Consider the following 17,992-nt stretch of genomic DNA (forward strand, 5'->3'; position numbering starts at 1 on the left):
TGTTTTGTTAGTATATTTACGCTGTGAAATAAAAAACATCGAATATATAATAAAGAAAATTTGATGTAAGAATCTCTATTTTTGCTATTTATGAAAAAAACACAAACCAAGATTTTATTAGTTGACGACGAACCAGATATCTTAGAAATCGTTGGCTATAACCTTGCACAGGAAGGCTACCAAATTGTAACGGCTTCTAACGGAAAAGAAGCAATAGCAAAGGCTCAGAAAGAATTGCCACAATTAATCATTATGGATGTAATGATGGCTGAAATGGACGGGATGGAAGCTTGTGAACACATCAGAAAAATTCCAGAATTAAATAATGTTATCATAACATTTCTAACCGCAAGAAGCGAAGATTACTCTCAAGTTGCTGGTTTTGACGCAGGTGCTGATGACTATATCACAAAACCAATAAAACCAAAATTATTGGTAAGCAAAGTAAAGGCTTTGTTAAGAAGGTTAAAAGAACAAGAAGTAGTCAGCGATACCTTAAATGTTGGCGGAATCGAGATTAACCGAGAAGAATACAAAATCATCAAAGGCAATGTCGAAATTGCTTTGCCAAGAAAAGAATTCGAATTGTTTTATTTATTGGCTTCTAAACCTGGAAAAGTTTTTAAAAGAGATGAAATTCTAGATAAAGTTTGGGGAAATGAAGTTGTGGTTGGAGGAAGAACAATCGACGTTCACATTAGAAAACTTCGAGAAAAAATAGGAGAAGACCTTTTTAAAACAATAAAAGGTGTTGGTTATAAATTTGAAGTATAAGTTTTTTAAGATGCTGAGGTTTTAAGATACTAAGTTGCTAAGGCTTTTAGTATTTTGCTGAAGATTAAACGGATTTGGATTATATAAAAAAATAAACCATATAGGAAATTAAAGATCACGTGAACTTTAATTTCTTATATGGTTTTTGAGTTAACTTTGTTTTGAGTTCAAATGTTAATTTAAAGAAATTTACAAACTCAAAAGAAAACTTAATTTTTCTTAATCTCTTAATGGTTAATACTACCGATGAAAATTAATTTTAAAAAAACATACAAATTTGCTGTAAAATCGGCATTATATATAAGTCTTTTTGGGACAGGATTTGTGCTGATCTTGATGAATTTGTTTTATAAAAATCAACTAAAGCATCAAGTTGCGTTTGGAATAATTTTCATAATCTCAATTTATATTTTCTCATTTTTAGTTTTGCAATATCGTGTAGAACGTTTTATTTACAGAAGAGTAAAGAAAATTTACGATGAGGTTTCGTTGTTAGAATCGACAACGCTTATCAATCAGCCCATAACGACAGATATGGAAACGCTTTCGCGCGAAGTGAAAAAGTTTGCTACTGATAAAAAGCTGGAAATCGAAATGCTTGAAATTCGTGAAGAATACCGAAGAGAGTTTTTAGGAAATATATCTCACGAACTTAAAACGCCTTTGTTTACCGTTCAAGGTTATGTTTCGACTTTGCTTGACGGAGCGATGGATGACAAAAACATTCGTAAAAAATATTTAAAACGTGCCGAGAAAGGTGTGGAGCGACTTATATATATAGTCGAAGATTTAGATATGATTACTAAATTAGAATCGGGTGATTTAGATTTGAATATGACTGATTTTGATATCGTTGAGCTGATTCAGAACGTCTTTGATTTATTAGAAATGAAAGCTGATAAAAAGAAAATCAACTTGGCTTTTGAAAGTAAAAACATAAAATCAGTTCTTGTACATGGCGATCAAGATAGAATTCAGCAGGTTTTAGAAAACTTGATTGTAAACTCTATTAAGTATGGTAAAGAAGGCGGTTTAACTGAAGTTGGAGTAGTAAATCTAACGAAGAAAAAAGTGCTCATTCGTATTAGCGACAATGGAGAAGGTGTTGAAAAACAAAATATTCCAAGGCTTTTTGAACGTTTTTATAGAGTTGATAAAAGCGGAACGCGTTCTGAAGGCGGTTCTGGTTTAGGTTTAGCGATCGTAAAACATATTATCGAAGCGCATAAAGAGAAAGTTTATGTCGAAAGTGAATTCGGAATTGGTTCTGAATTTTCTTTTACGCTAGAAAAAACAAATAAAACAATAAAACCCGAGGTTAAATAATTGTAACCTCATTTATACTTAAAGCTCAAATAAACGCATTTAACAATAAATAAACATTTGGATTCAGTCCATAACATTAAATTTTTATTATGGTAACATCTTGTTAATGATTTCTTAACATAGGTGAGTGATCTTTGCACCTTGAAATTAAGGGAATTAGAGAAAAGATGATAAAAAGAAAATTAATTATTGTTTTGTTGTTGTTGCATTTCACAGCAAATGCTCAAGAAATAAATAAACAGGATGTAAAAAACGAAGTAATTCGTATTTTAGATTCTATAAACAAAGCAAAACTTCCAGATACCAAATCGGGAGTCAGCGGAGAAGAACATTGGTACGACAAAATTTCTTTAAGAGGTTATGCCCAAATAAGATACAACGGTCTTTTTTCTACAAACGACAAAGTTTCGTGCGAACAATGCGATAAATCTTGGGGAACAACTTCTACTGCTCCAGACGCAAAAGCAAACAACGGACTTTTTATTCGCCGTGCGCGTTTAGTATTTTCTGGACAAGTTCATCCTAATGTCTTTTTCTATTTTCAACCTGATTTTGCCAGTTCACCAAGTACCGGAATCCAAAATTTTGTTCAGATTCGTGACCTATATTTTGATCTTTCTTTTGATAAAAAGAAGGAATATCGTGTTCGTGTGGGGCAAAGTAAAATTCCATATGGTTTTGAAAATATGCAGTCCAGTTCACAGCGTTTGGCTTTAGACCGTAATGATGCACTAAACAGCGCAATATTAAACGAGCGTGATTTAGGGATATTCTTTTATTGGGCGCCTGCTGAAATCAGAGAACGTTTTGCCATGTTGGTAAAAGACGGTTACAAAGGTTCAGGCGATTTTGGCGTTTTTGCCTTTGGAGTTTACAACGGACAAATTGCCAATAAATTAGACGGAAACAGAGATTTGAATGTTGTAGCGAGGGTAACATATCCGTTTGTTATCGGAAGTCAGATTATCGAACCCGGAATTCAGGCTTATACAGGAAAATGGGCTTTTACTGGAGAAATTTCATCAGGAGTTATAGTCAATGATCCTCAATATGTAAAAGACCAGAGAATAGGCGCGACTTTCGTTTTATACCCAAGACCTTTTGGAATCCAGACCGAATATAATATAGGAAAAGGACCGCGATATAATACTCTAACAAATACTGTTGATGAAACAGATTTAGACGGCGGTTATGTTTTATTGAATTACAAATGGGACATTAAAAAACAGCATATTTATCCTTTCGCTAAATTTCAATATTATGATGGAGGAAAAAAATATGAAAAAGATGCCAGAAGCTATGTTGTAAGAGATTACGAATTAGGTATCGAATGGCAGCCAATGAAAGCTTTCGAACTAACTGCAGAATATGTTATCGCAGACAGAACTTTTGAAGACAGCGCACTCCCAATAAACAGGCAACAAGGAAATTTATTGCGATTGCAAGCGCAGTTTAACTTCTAAATTAATCTTCAAAAACAGTAAATAACGAGTCCCAGTCTATATCATTTTTAAATTGAGACAAACCTTTAAACGACTTTACCTTTGATAAATCTTCAATCGTAAAGTCGTCTTGCAATGCATAAGGTACAAGATTTTCTTCCTGAAGTTTTATCGCCAAATATTCCTGCTCATATTGCCCTGGAGTTGGAATAAAGAAAGCTTTCTTTCCGAGTTTGGCCAAATCCATTACGGTTGTATATCCGGAACGGCAGAGTACAAATTCACTTTCATTAAAAGTTTGTTCTAATTGTTTTGAGTTCATGAAATTGTAATATATTACATTTCCTGTTTGCCATTTGGTTTGTGTTTTCTCTACTATACCTTGAATAAAAACAACTTTTCCTGGATAATTTACAGTTTCCTTTTGCAATTTTTCATCCAAATAAGTGCGCTGAGGTTCTGGTCCAGATAAAATGATCATTAAATCATATATTTTTGGAGTTTCCTTTTGGCGCATTCTGCTTAAAGGCCCAATATATTTTAAGTTCAGATGATTGGTTTTTAAATGCCCCAATTCACCCGTTAAATTTGTTCCTTCATTAGTGTCAGGAACCCAGCATTCGGTATATTTTTTTATAAAATATTGATGACATTTACTGGTAAACCAAGTCGTATTTCCAGTCATGACATTCAATTGATGCGTCATAAATACAGATGGAATTTTTCTGCTGAAAACACCCAATCGGTTATCCGAAATAATGCCGTCAATTCCATGTTTTCTAATCCAGGAATTAACGATTTTTTTCTCGTCTAAAATAGCAGTAATCATTTTAGGCAAGTTTTTAATCAGTTTCCATTTAAAGTTTTTGCCGTTTTTAGCATATTCAATATGATACGATGGCAGTTCAAGTGTTTGTATATAAGGAAATTCTTTTCTCAATAAAGCTAATGCAACACCGTCAGACGCAATAATCGGAATAAAATTGTTTTCTTGAAGCGCTTTAATAATCGGAATACATCTTGTGGCATGGCCCAATCCCCAGTTTAATGGAGCAACTAAAATTGTTTTGTTCGCAGAATAGTCAATGCTCATAATTAACGCTTTTTAAAAACGAAGATAAAGAAATAAGCTTTCTGTGTTATTTTGAATGTATTACTAAATTATTAACTCAATATTTTTTTTAAGGTTCTATCCCGAGACTTTGGGACTGTGGGAACTAAGTTTTTGCCATTTTTTAGATTGAATAAAAAAAGCCGAACTTGCGTCCGGCTTCAAAGTTTTGTATCTTACAATCTCAGCATCAAAGTCTTGGTAACTTTCTTTTAATCCTGAATATAAGTTTTATTACCGTTTTTATTAATGTAGTATTTACCGCCTCTTGGTCCTGTATATACTTTCTTTCCATTATACTCTCCTGTAACTTTATCTGGAACAGCCGGAGCTTTTTCGTTTGTTTCTTTTAAAGTTTTTGCTGAAGATTTTTTTGCTTTTGTGGCATCTTTCTTGGCTGCATCGGCATCTTTTTTAGCTGTTTTTGATGCAGATTCAGCTTTTGTTGCCGTTTTCTTTGCTTTGTCAGCTTCTGTTTTTGCTTTTGTTGCCTCACTTTTTGCTTTGGTCGCGTCTTTTTCAGCTGATTTTTTGGCAGCGCTTGCTGATTCTTTTTTAGCTTTTGTCGATGCTTCCGTCGCTTTATCTGCAGCTTTTTTAGATTTTGCGGCTTCTTTTTTAGCGTCGGCAGCAGCTTTGTCTGCATCGCTTTTTGCTTTGGCTTTTTTTGCCGCAGCTTCGGTTTTGCTCTTAGTAGCCTTTTCAGTTGTTTCCTGAGCATAGAATGTAGAAGAAAAAACAACTATGAAATACAATAAAAATAATTTTTTCATAAGGTTAAAGGTTTAAAATTCAAATTAAAAATAAACAATTTATGCATAGGTTTTGCAAAGGACTAAAAATAAGCACGAAGCTGGACATTTCCGGTATGAACAGTTTTACCCGTTTCGCTTTTTCGGCCTTGATAATTTAAATTGATATCTAAAAACTGTGTGATATTTTTCTGCAAAAGCAATTTCCAAACTAAATTTTGTCCCGCCTGAAGTCCTTCCAGCATCTGAAACCCCACTGACGAAAACTCATTTCCAGTAAATTTATTTTCATAAAAAGAAAACTCTCCATTCAAGGTTACTTTTTTTTCTCCGGCAAATGAAAACGAAGTTCCTAATCTGTTTTGAACTAAAGTTTCTAAATTCCCAATCTGATTTTCTTTGTTTTGAAATTCATAAAAGAAATCTAAACTGGTGTTTTTCGAAAATAAATAACTGATTTTTGGTGCAATTTGATACCCTTTTAAATCATAGTTTTTTTCGACAAAATCCTCTGAAACTAAGTTGGTATTTATGGTTTTTGTAAAGAAATTAAAAAGCCAGCTTTTTTGATATAAATGCGTGTATTGCAATTGATGCGAGCTGTTTTCGACATTTTGAGATCCAACCGACAGCAAATTTTTTCCTTTATTAATTAAATAAGAATACGTTACAGAATGTTTTTGTTTGCCTCGGTTATAGTAAAAACTATTTCTAAAACTCGAATTCAATCCCAAAACATTTTCTTCTGAAGACGCAAACGGATTCAGTTCTAACCTTTCGCCCTCACTTTTTACTTTTCTATCCATAATAAAGGAAGTCTGATTGTAAAAATAAGAAGCGAATTTTTTAAAGCCTTTTTCATTTTGCCATTGCAATGGATTTAGAGCAACAGACTGAGAAAATTTATTTTGATTGGTTTTAATGTAAATCTGATTCGGTAAAAAGATTCGGATATAGCGTGCCTGATCAGAAAATTGCGCGATTTCAAATTCTTGTAATTCTTCAATTCCGTTGCCGTTATAATCGTTCCAAGTATACACTCCTTGTCCAGTCGGAACTTCGATATATGTAAATTCCTGTTGCGCAATAGTTCCTGAGCTTGTTTCGTATGCCGTTCCAACTTGTATAAATTGATTAAAGAAACGATCGTTGTACAGAATTCTAGAATTTAACGAAGGTTCCTTTTTTCTTGACGTATCTGTAAAATCTAAATTTCGATAACTCATATAAACTGCCAAATCTGTTTTTTTAGTCTGAATCAGTTTCGATCTTAAATAATAAGTTTGGGAATTGTTTACATGCTGTAATAATCCGTTTTGCAAACTGTCATTGCGACGGCGCAGAAAACCAATTTCCGTAAACACTTTTGTGCTGTCTCCTCTTCCAATAAAAGCACCATATTCTGTGAATCTTTGGCTTAAAGCCGAAAATTGATTCGTGGTTTTATCTTTTTCCTGATTGTCTTCGATCTGCAGGCTGGCGCCAATCCAGTTTTTGCCAAAATGATATTTAGTTCGCGCGTGATCCCGAATAAATTTTGAAGCAGAAGCAGTAGCGTCGCTATTCAAAAAACTGCCTTGATTTTCAATCGTCCATTTTTTAATTTTAAAAAAGGCGGTTGTAGTGTGGCGCGATCCCGAATAACTTTCTGTAAAATCTAATTTTTCAAATTGATAGGTTAATAAACCAATATTTGAGGTTTTCTTTTTGGCAAATAAATTAAAGTTTAAACCGGTTACCAATAAACTCTGATTTCCAAAAAGGGCAGTGTTTAAATTCCAATCTCGATTAAATTCAATATTATATAAACGTTCAACCGATTTGAAATTTTCCTGAACAAACTGATAATTTACAAATCCGTCTAAAGTCCAGCTTCTGGTAAAAAGGCGTTTTTTAATATTTGTTTTTAAAGCAATTCCTTCATTGTTGGCATCATCAATACCCGAAAATAAATTTTTGTCATTGTTGCTTACGGCGACTTCAAAATCGACCAGCGTTTTTTCATTCGGATTATATTTTCCCAAAAAAGTTGCGACTTGCAGTTTTATAGGAGGAACCAACTGCACAATCGGCTCGTAACTTCCCTGTGGAATTCCGTTTACAGGAGCAACATATTCATAAATTCTTTCGACAGAATTGTTGTTCTGAACAATGTAATTTCCAAGATTATTGCCCACTAAACTGAACTTTACATTATATAAAACATCGCTCGAATTGTTCGAATATTCATAAACTTCAACTGAGTTTGCAATTGTTTTTTTATACAAAATTTTATTTTCTGCGTATGAATCTTCATAAGCAGATGGCGCTTTCATAAGATCTGTGTTGTCGCCGGCCTGGCTTAAAACCTGAACCTGAGCTGTAGATAGATTTTGCTGCAACGGCTGATTTTTCATATCATTTTCAGAATAAACATAACCGCCAAAACTCCAATTTTTGTTTTCGTGTGTCGCGCCTGCATAAGTAACAAGCCGGTTGTAATTTCGCTCAGAATATTGATATTCTATATTAATACGCATTTCTGAAGTAATCGTAAAAAGCGATGTAAAAACAATCTCACCCGCATTATAGTCGATCACATAATCGTTGTTTTCACCGCGTTTCAGCAAAACACCATTTACATAAACGCGCTCAGAACCAGAAATAACCAAAACATACAATTCGCCGTTTTGTCCTTTTAACTTATACGGACCTTGATTGCCTTCTTGTCCTGTAAAAGTACTTTTAGCATATTGTCCTTTTACAAAAGCAACTGAGGCAAAAACATTGGTTTTGCTTTTATCGGTGTCAAAATTAAAACTCGTCGAAAGTCCCTGAACTTTTTTATTAAAACTCAAAAATTGCGTTTTCCTGTTTTCTAAAAAAACATCGCCTGCGCGGATGTTCCAGTCATCGCTGAAAAGTTCCATGAAAATGTTATCAAACTGATCGAGTTTTTGCGAATAACCGCCATCTTGCAACGGAATATTGCTGTCTTGAAGTGAAGCCCGCAAACTGACTTTATCCGAAATTTTACCAGTAATCTGAAGATCTAGATTAGAGTTTAAAACCGTATTTTGATTGTTTCCAACTGTAACGCCTCGCGTAATGCTTCCAGAAGTATTCAATCCGTCAAACGGAATAACTTTTTTGGCATTGGTATTTTCTATTTTGTATAATTTCTCAGTGCCAACATCATTCGTAACCACTTGATTTGCTTTGTAGAGGCTGTATTCTTTGGTTATAAAATCAGGATATTTAAGATAATTGACAATTAAAGTGTCTGAGGTTGAATTTAGTTTTTCATTAAAAAGCAAAATTCCTTTTTGAAAATCTATTCTGTAAAAAGTTGAATCGAGCGGTTCGTTTTTAGTATTTAATATTTGAAAAAAACTCGAGTTGATACTGAATTCTTCTAAATGAATGGTATCTCGTGTTGCAATTACTTTTTTGGTTTTGTACGATGATTCCGTTTCCTGAGCCTGAAGTCCAGAAAACCAGATAAAAACCGTCAAAAACAGTAATTTTTTCAACATAAATACTTTAACTCTAAAAAGTCAAAAGTAGTATTAAAAACGCAAAATTATAGGGAGTTAACATCTTTATAAAAACAAAAAAGACTTCAAGTAAAGAAGTCTTTTTGTTGAATTGATATAATTAACTCTTTCTCTGAAGAATTATTCGATCTCTTTCGTTACAATCTGCATCGTTTCGCGGCTAACTTGCTTTAGTAAAACCACTTTGTTTTCTTCTACGGTCTGTGCGGCATTTTCTGTAAAATGGCGAATCGTGTATAAAGTCACATTTTCATTATAATCTACTTTGAATTTTTTCGAAAGTATCGCATTCAATTCATTAAAATTCTCAAACTTATCTTCAACACAAACAGAAAAACTAATAGCAGAGTTCTGAATCAAGTTCACTTTTATTTTGAATTGGTGAAACAAAGCAAAAATCTCACTGATATTTTCTTCCATAATAAAAGAGAAATCTATCGAGGAAAGTGAAATCAAAAGCTGGTTTCGTTTTACAATAAAACAAGGATATTGTGGCTCTAAATCAACACCTTTAGAAACACAAGTTCCTTTTAATAATGGATTTATAAATGATTTTACGTATAATGGAATTTCTTTTTTCTGTAACGGCTGTAATGTTTTTGGGTGAATAACCGTTGCGCCGTAAAAAGCCAATTCGATTGCTTCACGATACGAAATTTGGTTTAACAAACTTGCATTTTCAAAATAACGCGGATCTGCATTCATAACTCCTGGAACATCTTTCCAAATTGTTACGCTTTCTGCATTTAAACAGTAAGCAAAAATTCCTGCGGTATAATCAGAACCTTCACGGCCTAAAGTTGTAGTGAAATTATTTTCATCAGCACCTAAAAATCCTTGCGTGATGTTCAATATTTTTCTCGGTACATTTTTGCTGATCAGCTGCTGTGTTGTTTCCCAATCTACTTCTGCATCTCTGTAATTTGCATTGGTTTTAATGAAATTACGAACATCAAGCCATTGCGTCTGAATGCCCATAAAATTCATAAAATAACTTAAAATTGTAGTCGAAATTAATTCTCCAAAACTCACAATCTGATCGTAGACAAAATTGTAATTAGGAGATTTATTATGTGCTAAAAAATATTCTAATTCTGAAAACTGTGCTTTTACAGCTTCAAAAACACTGTGTTTTTCATCTTCGAATAAATCTAATAAAATTTGATTGTGATATTTTTTAATTTCTTGTACAGATGAATTCAACTCTGGTGATTTGTCAAAATAATTTTTGATCACAACCTCAAGAGCATTTGTCGTTTTCCCCATTGCCGAAACGACTAAAATCACATCTTCATAACCCACTTTTTGTAAAACGTCGTATACGTTTTTAATTCCATCGGCATCTTTTACAGATGCTCCACCAAATTTAAATACTCTCATTTTTAATTTTAGATTTTAATTTTTTTCCGCCACGAATTCACGAATTATTTTTTTTAATCTTTACGGATAAGAATTCGTGGCAACCTGACACAGATTATAAATCATTTTAATTCTAAAAATCTGTGACAAACTATTTTTTATAATTTTTCTAAGAACGAATTAATTCCTGCTTCATCCATTTGTACTACTTGCCAGTCTTCAAGAATTCTTGCGCCAGAACTTTTATAGAAATTAACTGCTGGAGTATTCCAGTCCAGAACATTCCATTCTATTCTGCGAACATTATCTCTTTTTCCTTGTTTCATTATTTCAGCATAAAGTGCAGATCCTAAGCCGGTACCGCGCATTTTTTCCTTTACAATTAAATCTTCAAGATGTATTGTTTTTCCTTTCCAAGTCGAATATCTGTAATAGTATAATGCGATTCCAACAATTTCCTCTTCCACTTCTGCAACAAAAACATGAAACAACGGTTTCTCGCCAAAACCATCACGTATTAAATCTTCTTCCGTTATTACTACAGCATCAGGTTCTTTTTCGAATATTGCCAGCTCCTGTATTAATCCTAAAACTGATTTCATGTCTTCAGGATTTCCTTTTCTAATATTCATATAATGTAAAATTTGTTTTTTTTGATCCTATATGTTTAGTGCCATTTTATTTTAAAGTTATTTCTTTAAAATTTTTGCAGGCAATTCATATATTCTTATTATTGAGCGTGTATTAGCCAAAAAATTATGTATTTACCGCATACTTTTTGCCTTTAATTAGCAAATATACAATAGTGGCAAACTAACGAAATAATTTTTAAATCATTCTCACAAAAAAAACGATATTTGTGACTTAAAATTAAAACTACAACGATATAGTAATGGAAGAACGCAATAAAACACTAGGAGAGTTTATTATTGAGAACCAAAAAGCATTTCAGTATTCGTCGGGAGAGCTTTCCCGAATTATCAACTCTATACGTTTAGCGGCAAAGGTCGTAAACTATAAAGTAAACAAAGCCGGATTAGTGGATATTATTGGCGCCGCAGGCGAACAGAATATTCAGGGAGAAGATCAGCAAAAATTAGATGTGTATGCCAACGAAGTATTTATTCAGACGTTAATAAACCGTGAGATTGTCTGTGGAATTGCTTCAGAAGAAAACGACGAATTTATTACTGTCAAGGGGAGCGACAACAGTAATAATAACAAGTACGTAATCTTAATGGATCCGCTTGACGGCTCATCTAATATTGATGTGAATGTTTCATTAGGAACTATTTTTTCTGTTTTCAGAAGAATTACCCCAATCGGAACTCCAGTAACAAGTGAAGATTTTTTACAGCCGGGCGTAAATCAAGTTGCAGCCGGTTATGTAATTTACGGAACTTCGACAATGTTGGTTTATACAACTGGTCATGGCGTAAACGGGTTTACACTAAATCCAGCAATTGGTACATTTTATCTTTCACACCCAAATATGCAATTTCCGAAAGACGGGCATATTTATTCTGTTAATGAAGGAAATTATGTTCATTTTCCACAGGGCGTAAAAAACTATATTAAATATTGTCAGCGTGAAGAAGAAGACAGACCGTATACATCAAGATATATAGGAAGTTTAGTTTCTGATTTTCATCGAAATATGATCAAAGGCGGTATTTATTTATATCCAACAAGTTCAAAAGCACCAAAAGGGAAATTGCGATTATTATATGAATGTAATCCAATGGCGTTTATTGCAGAACAGGCGGGAGGAAAAGCAACAGACGGTTTCGGCCGAATTATGGAAATTCAGCCAACTGAATTGCACCAAAGAGTTCCTTTTTTCTGCGGAAGCGAAAATATGGTAAAAAAAGCCGAGCAGTTTATGGCGGAAGCGCTTTAGTCTGAGTCAAAGTTTCAGTGCCAGTCACAGTTGAAGTAAAAATAGAAAACCCGACAAGTTTTACTTGTCGGGTTTTTATATATTGTAAGTTTTTGGCCTCAGCCTAAAAACTGAAAACTAAATACTATTTATGCATATGCTGCATTTCGTAAACAAAAGTATCTGCGTCAACTTTCTTATCTACTAATGACAATGCTTTTGCAATAATATAATTTACGTTGCTTGGAGTAAATCCTAAAGCAATTCCTAATTTTCTCAACATTACTTCTTGTTGATCTTCAAGATGATGATCAACATGCACCATTCTTGTTAAATCGTATAAACGCTCTAAACGCTGTACGTGTAAATAAGGTGGGTTGATTGGGTATTTTAATGGATCGTTAAGAATTTCTTCGTATTCAGTCTCTGAAATTTCTAAACGAGAAGCTAATTTATCCAAGAAACTTTTTTCTTCAGGATGTACAACACCGTCTGCTAATGCTACGCGAACAATAGCTGAAAAGTGACCTTTGTTTCTTTGTTTGAATTCGCTATCGAATAAATCTGAAAATGACATAATTATAGAGTTTTTTATCACGCAAATATAAATCTTATTTTAATTTAACAATTTTAAATTTCTCATAAAATTTAACTTATTTTTCTGAGTTGATTTAAGAGGAGACTTTACTTAATTTTCAAAATAAATCGTAAGTTTACAACCCCTAATCATTTAATATTATTGCCCCTATGTCAGAATTTTGGATTTATTTTCAGATAGGATTAAAGCACGTTTTAGATATCCACGCTTACGATCACGTTCTTTTTTTAATCGCATTAACAGTGCCTTACATGTTTAAAGATTGGAAACGCATTTTGCTTTTGGTTTCTGTTTTTACAATAGGCCATACGTTGGCTTTATTGCTTTCGGTTTTCGGAATAATCGCGATTAAAGTAAATATTGTGGAGTTTTTAATTCCGATTACGATTTTAATAACCGCACTTTTTCATCTTTTTACAGCTGGAAAAGCAACTAAAAATGACGGCATAAATCTGATCTTTTTCGTGACATTGTTTTTCGGAATTATACACGGACTTGGATTTTCAAACTATTTTAAAACCATATTAGGAGGTTCGCCAAGTTCAAAATTAATACCTTTAGGCGAATTTGCGTTAGGAATCGAAGCAGCACAGTTAGTAGTTGTGTTTGTGGTTTTGGTATTATCTTATATAGTGCAGACGGTTTTTCGTTTTTCAAAACGCGACTGGGCACTTGTAATGTCGGCTTTTATTATAGGAGTTGTGATTCCGATGATTATTGAAAGCCCAATTTGGAACAGATAAAATAAATGGAAATAAAGAAATTAAATAAATACGATAAAGCTTATTTGAGAATTGCGACAGAGTGGGGTGCACTCTCATACTGCAAACGCAAAAAAGTAGGAGCTATTATTGTAAAAGACCGAATGATTATTTCTGACGGATACAACGGTACGCCATCGGGATTTGAAAACTGCTGTGAAGACGAAGACGGCTTAACCCGCTGGGATGTTCTTCATGCTGAAGCAAATGCGATTTTAAAAGTAGCCCGTTCAACGCAGTCTTGCGAAGGTGCAACTTTATATATTACGCTTTCGCCTTGCAAAGAATGCAGTAAATTAATTCATCAGTCGGGAATAAAAAGAGTCGTATATCATAATGGATATCGTGACGATTCTGGAATTCAATTTTTAATAAAAGCAGGTGTCGAAGTCGAACATATTCCTGTTTTAGAAGAGTAAATGAAATTTAACTCAAAATATTTGCCCATTATAATCGGAGCTACTTTTGCTCTGGGTATAGTCCTCGGAAGCGTAATGAATGCTCCCGTTGATGACCAGCTTTTGGCTAAAAATTACTCCAAAACAAAACTTAATAAACTGATCGATTTTATCAATAACGAATATGTTGACAGTGTTAACACAGATTCTATTGTAAACCTTACAGTTGATAATATCTTATCTAAACTAGACCCGCATTCTGTTTATATTCCGCCAAGCGAACAAGCAGAAGTAGCGGAAAGTATGAAAGGTGATTTTGTTGGAATCGGAATTAATTTTTATATGTATAAAGATTCTGTTGCAATTATAAAACCAATTGAAAACGGACCTTCGGCAAAAGCCGGAATAAAATCTGGAGATCGAATTTTGTTTGCTGGAAAAACCAAATTATACGGCAGAAAACTGCCTTCAGACAGTTTATTTTCGAAATTGAAAGGATTGCAAGGTTCTGAAATCGAATTGACTGTTTTTAGAAAATCAGAACAAAAGAAACTGAAATTTAAAGTAAAAAGAGATGTCATACCGATAAAAAGTGTCGATGCCTCTTTATTGCTTGGAAACAATACTGGTTATATCAAGATCAATCGTTTTGCCGAAACGACTTTTAATGAATTTAAAACGGGATTAAGCAGGTTAAAGCAAAGCGGGATTCAATCACTTGTAATTGATCTTCGCGACAATGGCGGTGGTTATATGGAAGAGGCCGTGGCTATTGCCGATGAGTTTTTGAAAGACAAACAATTGATCGTTTTCACGAAAAACAAAAATGGTACAACCGAAAAAACCTATGCGACAAAAGCCGGAAGTTTTGAAACTGGAAAAGTATATGTTTTAATTAATGAAAACAGCGCATCTGCGAGCGAAATATTAGCTGGAGCACTTCAGGATAATGACCGAGGCATTATTGTAGGACGCCGTTCTTTCGGAAAAGGTTTAGTACAGCGCGAAATGGATTTTAATGATGGATCTGCAGTTCGATTAACTGTGGCGAGATATTACACGCCAACAGGAAGATCGATTCAAAAACCATATAAAAAAGGAAACGAAGAATATTTTAAAGAATCAGAATCGCGTTTGAAGTCTGGAGAACTTTATGCAAAAGACAGTATTAAAGTAGCCGATTCTTTAAAGTTTAAAACACCAAAAGGTAAAATTGTTTATGGCGGTGGCGGTATCGTTCCGGATGTTTTTGTTCCAATGGAATCAGAACACGGAAATGAAAATGTTGCTTATTTGCTTCAAACCGGAATCGTAGGTCATTTTGTTTTTGAAGAATTAGATAAAGATAGAAAAGCATTTAAAGGGCTTAGTTTTAATCAGTTTTTGGCAGAAATGAAAGACTCAGATGTTTATTTCAAAAAATTTAAGAACTACATTTTTATGACAGGTTTAGATTTGAAATTAGACAAGACAAAAGATTTGGTTAATCGCTATATTACTGCTGAATTCGCACGCCAATTGTATGGGGAATTGTATTATTATGATGTGGTTTTAAAACACGATGCCATGATCAAAGCGGTTTTAAATCCGAAGAAATAATAATAATTTTTTAAAATATAATGTAACAGATCTTTTGTTATATAAATTTACATTTGTGTTTAAAATTACAAATATGAAAAATCTAAAAAGAATAAGTTTTCTTGCATTAGTAATGACTTTTATAATTTCTTGTACAGCTATGAAAGATAGCGATAAGACAGTTTCAGGAAAAGTAGAGTCAATAGAAGCAGGAAAAGACGGTTACACTGCAAAAATTAATACGAATACAAAAGAAGTTTATTTTGCTGTAATCAGTATTGTAAATGTTGGCGGACCTCAAAATTACAAACAATTAAAAATTGGTGATAATGTTTCTTTAAAAGGAGAAATCTGGAAAACAGATGACGAAAAACATATGAAAGTAACTCAGATTGTTTCGGTGAAATAAAGAAACAGAGTATAAAGTTTTAAACCATATAAGTTATATAACTTATATGGTTTGTTTTTTTTTGAACTAAAACGAATTGTTTTGAGATTAATAAATACTTTTTTCCTGATTGTTATAGTTGGGACTGTTGCTTTTTTAAGTTTTTTTTGGCTAGGAAGTTATGAGCAAAAAATGGAATTAAACAGACAGCTTCCTTTTTCTTTTATATTTCGCTTTTTCGAATTATCAGGGATTGGTTTAATAGGGATTGGATTTCTTATTCTCTTTAATTATTTCATTAAGAAGTTAATTCTGAAGGAAGTGCGTGTTTCTGGATTAAAGAAATTAGCATTTGATGGTAGTGTTGCAGTTGGAGTCGTTGCTTTAATAGGAACGATAATATTCTTTTTTTAAAACTATCGAATACTATCGTGCACATGTGTCTGAACACCGTTATTCCATAAAGTAAGAATATCGGTTGCGACAGCAGCACCGCTTCCGGCAGCAATTGCAAGTTGGCTTCTCCAGCCGGCTAAAGTTCCAATTACATAAATGCCTTCGGCTACTTTATGATCTTCATTTTTAAGCTGAATGCGTTGTTTTTCTGGAAGTGCTTTTTTATGAGGTTCAATGTATTGCATCAAACCTTGAATGTCAAAGGTATTGGCAGAACCAATTCCTATGACAATAGTTTTTGTTTTGTATGAGTTTTTGTTTGTGATAACAGTAAATTCAGGAAAAAATCCCTCCACTTTAATTACTTTTTCATTAGGAATCTGAGTAATATGTGGGTAAGTGAGTGCTAAATCCTGTGTGCTTTCTGTTAGTAAATCAGCTCCAAGTTTGCCTGGTGTTATTCCATAAGCATTGTAGAAAATTGCTTCCTGTAAAGAAGAACTTTTTTGATGGGTAAAAATTCCGATTTTTTTATCGGCAACGAAAGCTTTGTTTTTAGCTGATCCTAAAACGAGGGCACAGGACATGCCTGAAACACCTCCGCCGACAATTAAAACGTCAAACATATATTATCGTCCGTTTGTTTTTTCTTCAATTCTTTTTGAGATTCTAAAAATCAAAAGAATTAAAACGGCGCAAAATGAAGCGGCGATTCCAATAAGCGCAACACCACTATCCCCTTGAAAAGGACTTGTAAAGTCAAGCTGCGTAATATTAAAAACGATTAAAGCTAATGCTAAAAGCACTAAGATTGAAGTAAAGATTTTCATAAGGCTGTTTTGTTTGTCTAAAATAATAAAGTAAAACTTCCAGATCTGAAAAATATCTTAAAGTTGAATTTTAGAAATTTTATGGGGTAAATTTATAAAAATAATTGTTAGACGAACAAACCTTTAACATTAGCGGCGAATAATTTAACAGCTATAGCTAAAAGTATGACTCCAAATGTCTTGCGAACGACACCAAGTCCGTTTTCTCCTAATAAAGTTTCTATTTTTTTGGAAGATTTTAAAACGATATAAACCAAAATAATGTTCAATAAAATAGCAATAATGATATTGATAGTATGAAATTGAGATCGGAGCGATAGTAAAGTCGTCATTGTTCCTGCTCCGGCAATCAGCGGAAAAGCTAGAGGAACAATAGAAGCCGATCCTGGCTCTTCATCGCGATAAATTCTAATTCCTAAAATCATTTCTAAAGCTAGAAAAAATAAAACAAAAGAACCTGCAACAGCAAATGAATGAACATCGATTCCTATTAGATTGAGCAGGCCTTCTCCGACAAAAAGAAAAACAATCATAATGGTTCCGGCAACAATAGAAGCTTTCTCAGAATCTATGTGTCCCACTTTTGCTCTTAAATTTACTATAATCGGAATTGAACCAACAATATCGATTACTGCAAAGAGTACCATTCCGACAGTGATAATTTCTTTAAAGTCGATTTCTAACATATTGCCTTGGTTTTAAGGGTTTAAAATTTTTGCAAAGGTAGGTAATAAAGGTAGGTGATTTTTTGATAAGATGTATTTTTGTTATAAAAATATGGTTTAATAGTTATAAAAGTGATATTTGTAACAAATATTGTCTTTTACCGCAAAGATTCGCAAAGATTTACGCAAAGTTCCCAAA

Annotated in this window: 18 protein-coding genes; 9 read left to right on the top strand and 9 right to left on the bottom strand. The window is 33.3% G+C overall.

What is annotated here, in order from left to right:
- Positions 1-90: 90 nt before the first annotated feature.
- The 3 genes from IRZ83_RS16650 to IRZ83_RS16660 all read left to right on the top strand — a co-directional run bounded on the left by IRZ83_RS16650 (position 91) and on the right by IRZ83_RS16660 (position 3,563).
- On the top strand, positions 91-774 hold the full coding sequence (locus IRZ83_RS16650) for a response regulator transcription factor (protein ID WP_029270647.1): 684 nt from the start codon (positions 91-93) through the stop codon (positions 772-774).
- A gap of 246 nt (positions 775-1,020) precedes the next feature.
- Entirely contained in the window at positions 1,021-2,100 is a 1,080-nt protein-coding gene (locus IRZ83_RS16655) for a sensor histidine kinase (protein ID WP_029270645.1), read from the top strand.
- A 167-nt stretch (positions 2,101-2,267) separates the two neighbouring features.
- Complete coding sequence (locus IRZ83_RS16660; RefSeq protein ID WP_194570401.1) at positions 2,268-3,563, top strand: porin; 1,296 nt, start codon at positions 2,268-2,270, stop codon at positions 3,561-3,563.
- A gap of 1 nt (position 3,564) precedes the next feature.
- Here the strand turns inward: IRZ83_RS16660 and IRZ83_RS16665 are convergent, their stop codons facing one another.
- The 5 genes from IRZ83_RS16665 to IRZ83_RS16685 all read right to left on the bottom strand — a co-directional run bounded on the left by IRZ83_RS16665 (position 3,565) and on the right by IRZ83_RS16685 (position 10,932).
- A complete protein-coding gene (locus IRZ83_RS16665; RefSeq protein ID WP_194570402.1) occupies positions 3,565-4,635 on the bottom strand; it encodes a glycosyltransferase in 1,071 nt (356 codons plus the stop codon).
- Positions 4,636-4,865: 230 nt separating this feature from the next.
- A complete protein-coding gene (locus IRZ83_RS16670) occupies positions 4,866-5,426 on the bottom strand; it encodes a hypothetical protein (RefSeq protein ID WP_194570403.1) in 561 nt (186 codons plus the stop codon).
- A gap of 62 nt (positions 5,427-5,488) precedes the next feature.
- Complete coding sequence (locus tag IRZ83_RS16675; RefSeq protein ID WP_194570404.1) at positions 5,489-8,920, bottom strand: hypothetical protein; 3,432 nt, start codon at positions 8,918-8,920, stop codon at positions 5,489-5,491.
- 141 nt (positions 8,921-9,061) lie between these two features.
- Entirely contained in the window at positions 9,062-10,321 is a 1,260-nt protein-coding gene (locus IRZ83_RS16680; RefSeq protein ID WP_194570405.1) for an aspartate kinase, read from the bottom strand.
- Positions 10,322-10,458: 137 nt separating this feature from the next.
- Positions 10,459-10,932: a GNAT family N-acetyltransferase gene (locus IRZ83_RS16685; protein ID WP_029270633.1), complete on the bottom strand. Its 474-nt coding sequence runs from the start codon at positions 10,930-10,932 to the stop codon at positions 10,459-10,461.
- Positions 10,933-11,192: 260 nt separating this feature from the next.
- Here IRZ83_RS16685 and fbp point away from each other — a divergent pair, with 260 nt between their 5' ends.
- Positions 11,193-12,200, top strand: a complete 1,008-nt coding sequence (gene fbp / locus IRZ83_RS16690) for a class 1 fructose-bisphosphatase (protein ID WP_029270631.1) — start codon at positions 11,193-11,195, stop codon at positions 12,198-12,200.
- A gap of 124 nt (positions 12,201-12,324) precedes the next feature.
- Here the strand turns inward: fbp and IRZ83_RS16695 are convergent, their stop codons facing one another.
- Positions 12,325-12,756, bottom strand: a complete 432-nt coding sequence (locus IRZ83_RS16695) for a TerB family tellurite resistance protein (protein ID WP_029270629.1) — start codon at positions 12,754-12,756, stop codon at positions 12,325-12,327.
- A 170-nt stretch (positions 12,757-12,926) separates the two neighbouring features.
- Here IRZ83_RS16695 and IRZ83_RS16700 point away from each other — a divergent pair, with 170 nt between their 5' ends.
- The 5 genes from IRZ83_RS16700 (at position 12,927) to IRZ83_RS16720 (ending at position 16,316) form a co-directional block, all read left to right on the top strand.
- Positions 12,927-13,520 (top strand): HupE/UreJ family protein, encoded by a 594-nt coding sequence (locus IRZ83_RS16700; protein WP_029270627.1) that lies wholly within the window; start codon positions 12,927-12,929, stop codon positions 13,518-13,520.
- Between the two features lie 5 nt (positions 13,521-13,525).
- On the top strand, positions 13,526-13,957 hold the full coding sequence (locus tag IRZ83_RS16705; RefSeq protein ID WP_029270625.1) for a deoxycytidylate deaminase: 432 nt from the start codon (positions 13,526-13,528) through the stop codon (positions 13,955-13,957).
- Positions 13,958-15,535, top strand: a complete 1,578-nt coding sequence (locus tag IRZ83_RS16710; protein WP_194570406.1) for a S41 family peptidase — start codon at positions 13,958-13,960, stop codon at positions 15,533-15,535.
- 73 nt (positions 15,536-15,608) lie between these two features.
- The gene (locus IRZ83_RS16715) at positions 15,609-15,923 is read left to right on the top strand and encodes a hypothetical protein (RefSeq protein WP_029270621.1); all 315 of its coding nucleotides are present in this window, start codon (positions 15,609-15,611) and stop codon (positions 15,921-15,923) included.
- A gap of 81 nt (positions 15,924-16,004) precedes the next feature.
- Entirely contained in the window at positions 16,005-16,316 is a 312-nt protein-coding gene (locus tag IRZ83_RS16720; protein ID WP_194570407.1) for a hypothetical protein, read from the top strand.
- 2 nt (positions 16,317-16,318) lie between these two features.
- On the opposite strand, the gene IRZ83_RS16725 is transcribed toward IRZ83_RS16720, so the two are convergent.
- From IRZ83_RS16725 to IRZ83_RS16735, 3 genes are all read right to left on the bottom strand, one after another.
- Positions 16,319-16,924 carry an FAD-dependent oxidoreductase gene (locus tag IRZ83_RS16725; protein WP_194570408.1) on the bottom strand — a complete coding sequence of 202 codons (606 nt, stop codon included), beginning with the start codon at positions 16,922-16,924 and terminating at the stop codon, positions 16,319-16,321.
- 3 nt (positions 16,925-16,927) lie between these two features.
- Positions 16,928-17,128, bottom strand: coding sequence for a hypothetical protein (locus IRZ83_RS16730; RefSeq protein WP_029270617.1), 201 nt, complete (start codon positions 17,126-17,128; stop codon positions 16,928-16,930).
- A 107-nt stretch (positions 17,129-17,235) separates the two neighbouring features.
- Entirely contained in the window at positions 17,236-17,814 is a 579-nt protein-coding gene (locus IRZ83_RS16735; RefSeq protein ID WP_029270615.1) for a MarC family protein, read from the bottom strand.
- Positions 17,815-17,992: the final 178 nt, after the last annotated feature.

Source organism: Flavobacterium sp. JLP (assembly GCF_015350755.1).
Taxonomy (GTDB): domain Bacteria; phylum Bacteroidota; class Bacteroidia; order Flavobacteriales; family Flavobacteriaceae; genus Flavobacterium.

What these genes read in the sequence shown, in the direction of transcription:
- IRZ83_RS16715 (WP_029270621.1), top strand. Translation starts at nt 15,609, where the DNA reads ATGAAAAATCTAAAAAGAATAAGTTTTCTTGCATTAGTAATGACTTTT.
- IRZ83_RS16695 (WP_029270629.1), bottom strand. Translation starts at nt 12,756, where the DNA reads ATGTCATTTTCAGATTTATTCGATAGCGAATTCAAACAAAGAAACAAA.
- IRZ83_RS16680 (WP_194570405.1), bottom strand. Translation starts at nt 10,321, where the DNA reads ATGAGAGTATTTAAATTTGGTGGAGCATCTGTAAAAGATGCCGATGGA.
- IRZ83_RS16710 (WP_194570406.1), top strand. Translation starts at nt 13,958, where the DNA reads ATGAAATTTAACTCAAAATATTTGCCCATTATAATCGGAGCTACTTTT.
- IRZ83_RS16665 (WP_194570402.1), bottom strand. Translation starts at nt 4,635, where the DNA reads ATGAGCATTGACTATTCTGCGAACAAAACAATTTTAGTTGCTCCATTA.
- IRZ83_RS16675 (WP_194570404.1), bottom strand. Translation starts at nt 8,920, where the DNA reads ATGTTGAAAAAATTACTGTTTTTGACGGTTTTTATCTGGTTTTCTGGA.
- IRZ83_RS16730 (WP_029270617.1), bottom strand. Translation starts at nt 17,128, where the DNA reads ATGAAAATCTTTACTTCAATCTTAGTGCTTTTAGCATTAGCTTTAATC.
- IRZ83_RS16685 (WP_029270633.1), bottom strand. Translation starts at nt 10,932, where the DNA reads ATGAATATTAGAAAAGGAAATCCTGAAGACATGAAATCAGTTTTAGGA.
- IRZ83_RS16735 (WP_029270615.1), bottom strand. Translation starts at nt 17,814, where the DNA reads ATGTTAGAAATCGACTTTAAAGAAATTATCACTGTCGGAATGGTACTC.
- IRZ83_RS16725 (WP_194570408.1), bottom strand. Translation starts at nt 16,924, where the DNA reads ATGTTTGACGTTTTAATTGTCGGCGGAGGTGTTTCAGGCATGTCCTGT.
- IRZ83_RS16650 (WP_029270647.1), top strand. Translation starts at nt 91, where the DNA reads ATGAAAAAAACACAAACCAAGATTTTATTAGTTGACGACGAACCAGAT.
- IRZ83_RS16670 (WP_194570403.1), bottom strand. Translation starts at nt 5,426, where the DNA reads ATGAAAAAATTATTTTTATTGTATTTCATAGTTGTTTTTTCTTCTACA.
- fbp (WP_029270631.1), top strand. Translation starts at nt 11,193, where the DNA reads ATGGAAGAACGCAATAAAACACTAGGAGAGTTTATTATTGAGAACCAA.
- IRZ83_RS16705 (WP_029270625.1), top strand. Translation starts at nt 13,526, where the DNA reads ATGGAAATAAAGAAATTAAATAAATACGATAAAGCTTATTTGAGAATT.
- IRZ83_RS16655 (WP_029270645.1), top strand. Translation starts at nt 1,021, where the DNA reads ATGAAAATTAATTTTAAAAAAACATACAAATTTGCTGTAAAATCGGCA.
- IRZ83_RS16700 (WP_029270627.1), top strand. Translation starts at nt 12,927, where the DNA reads ATGTCAGAATTTTGGATTTATTTTCAGATAGGATTAAAGCACGTTTTA.
- IRZ83_RS16660 (WP_194570401.1), top strand. Translation starts at nt 2,268, where the DNA reads ATGATAAAAAGAAAATTAATTATTGTTTTGTTGTTGTTGCATTTCACA.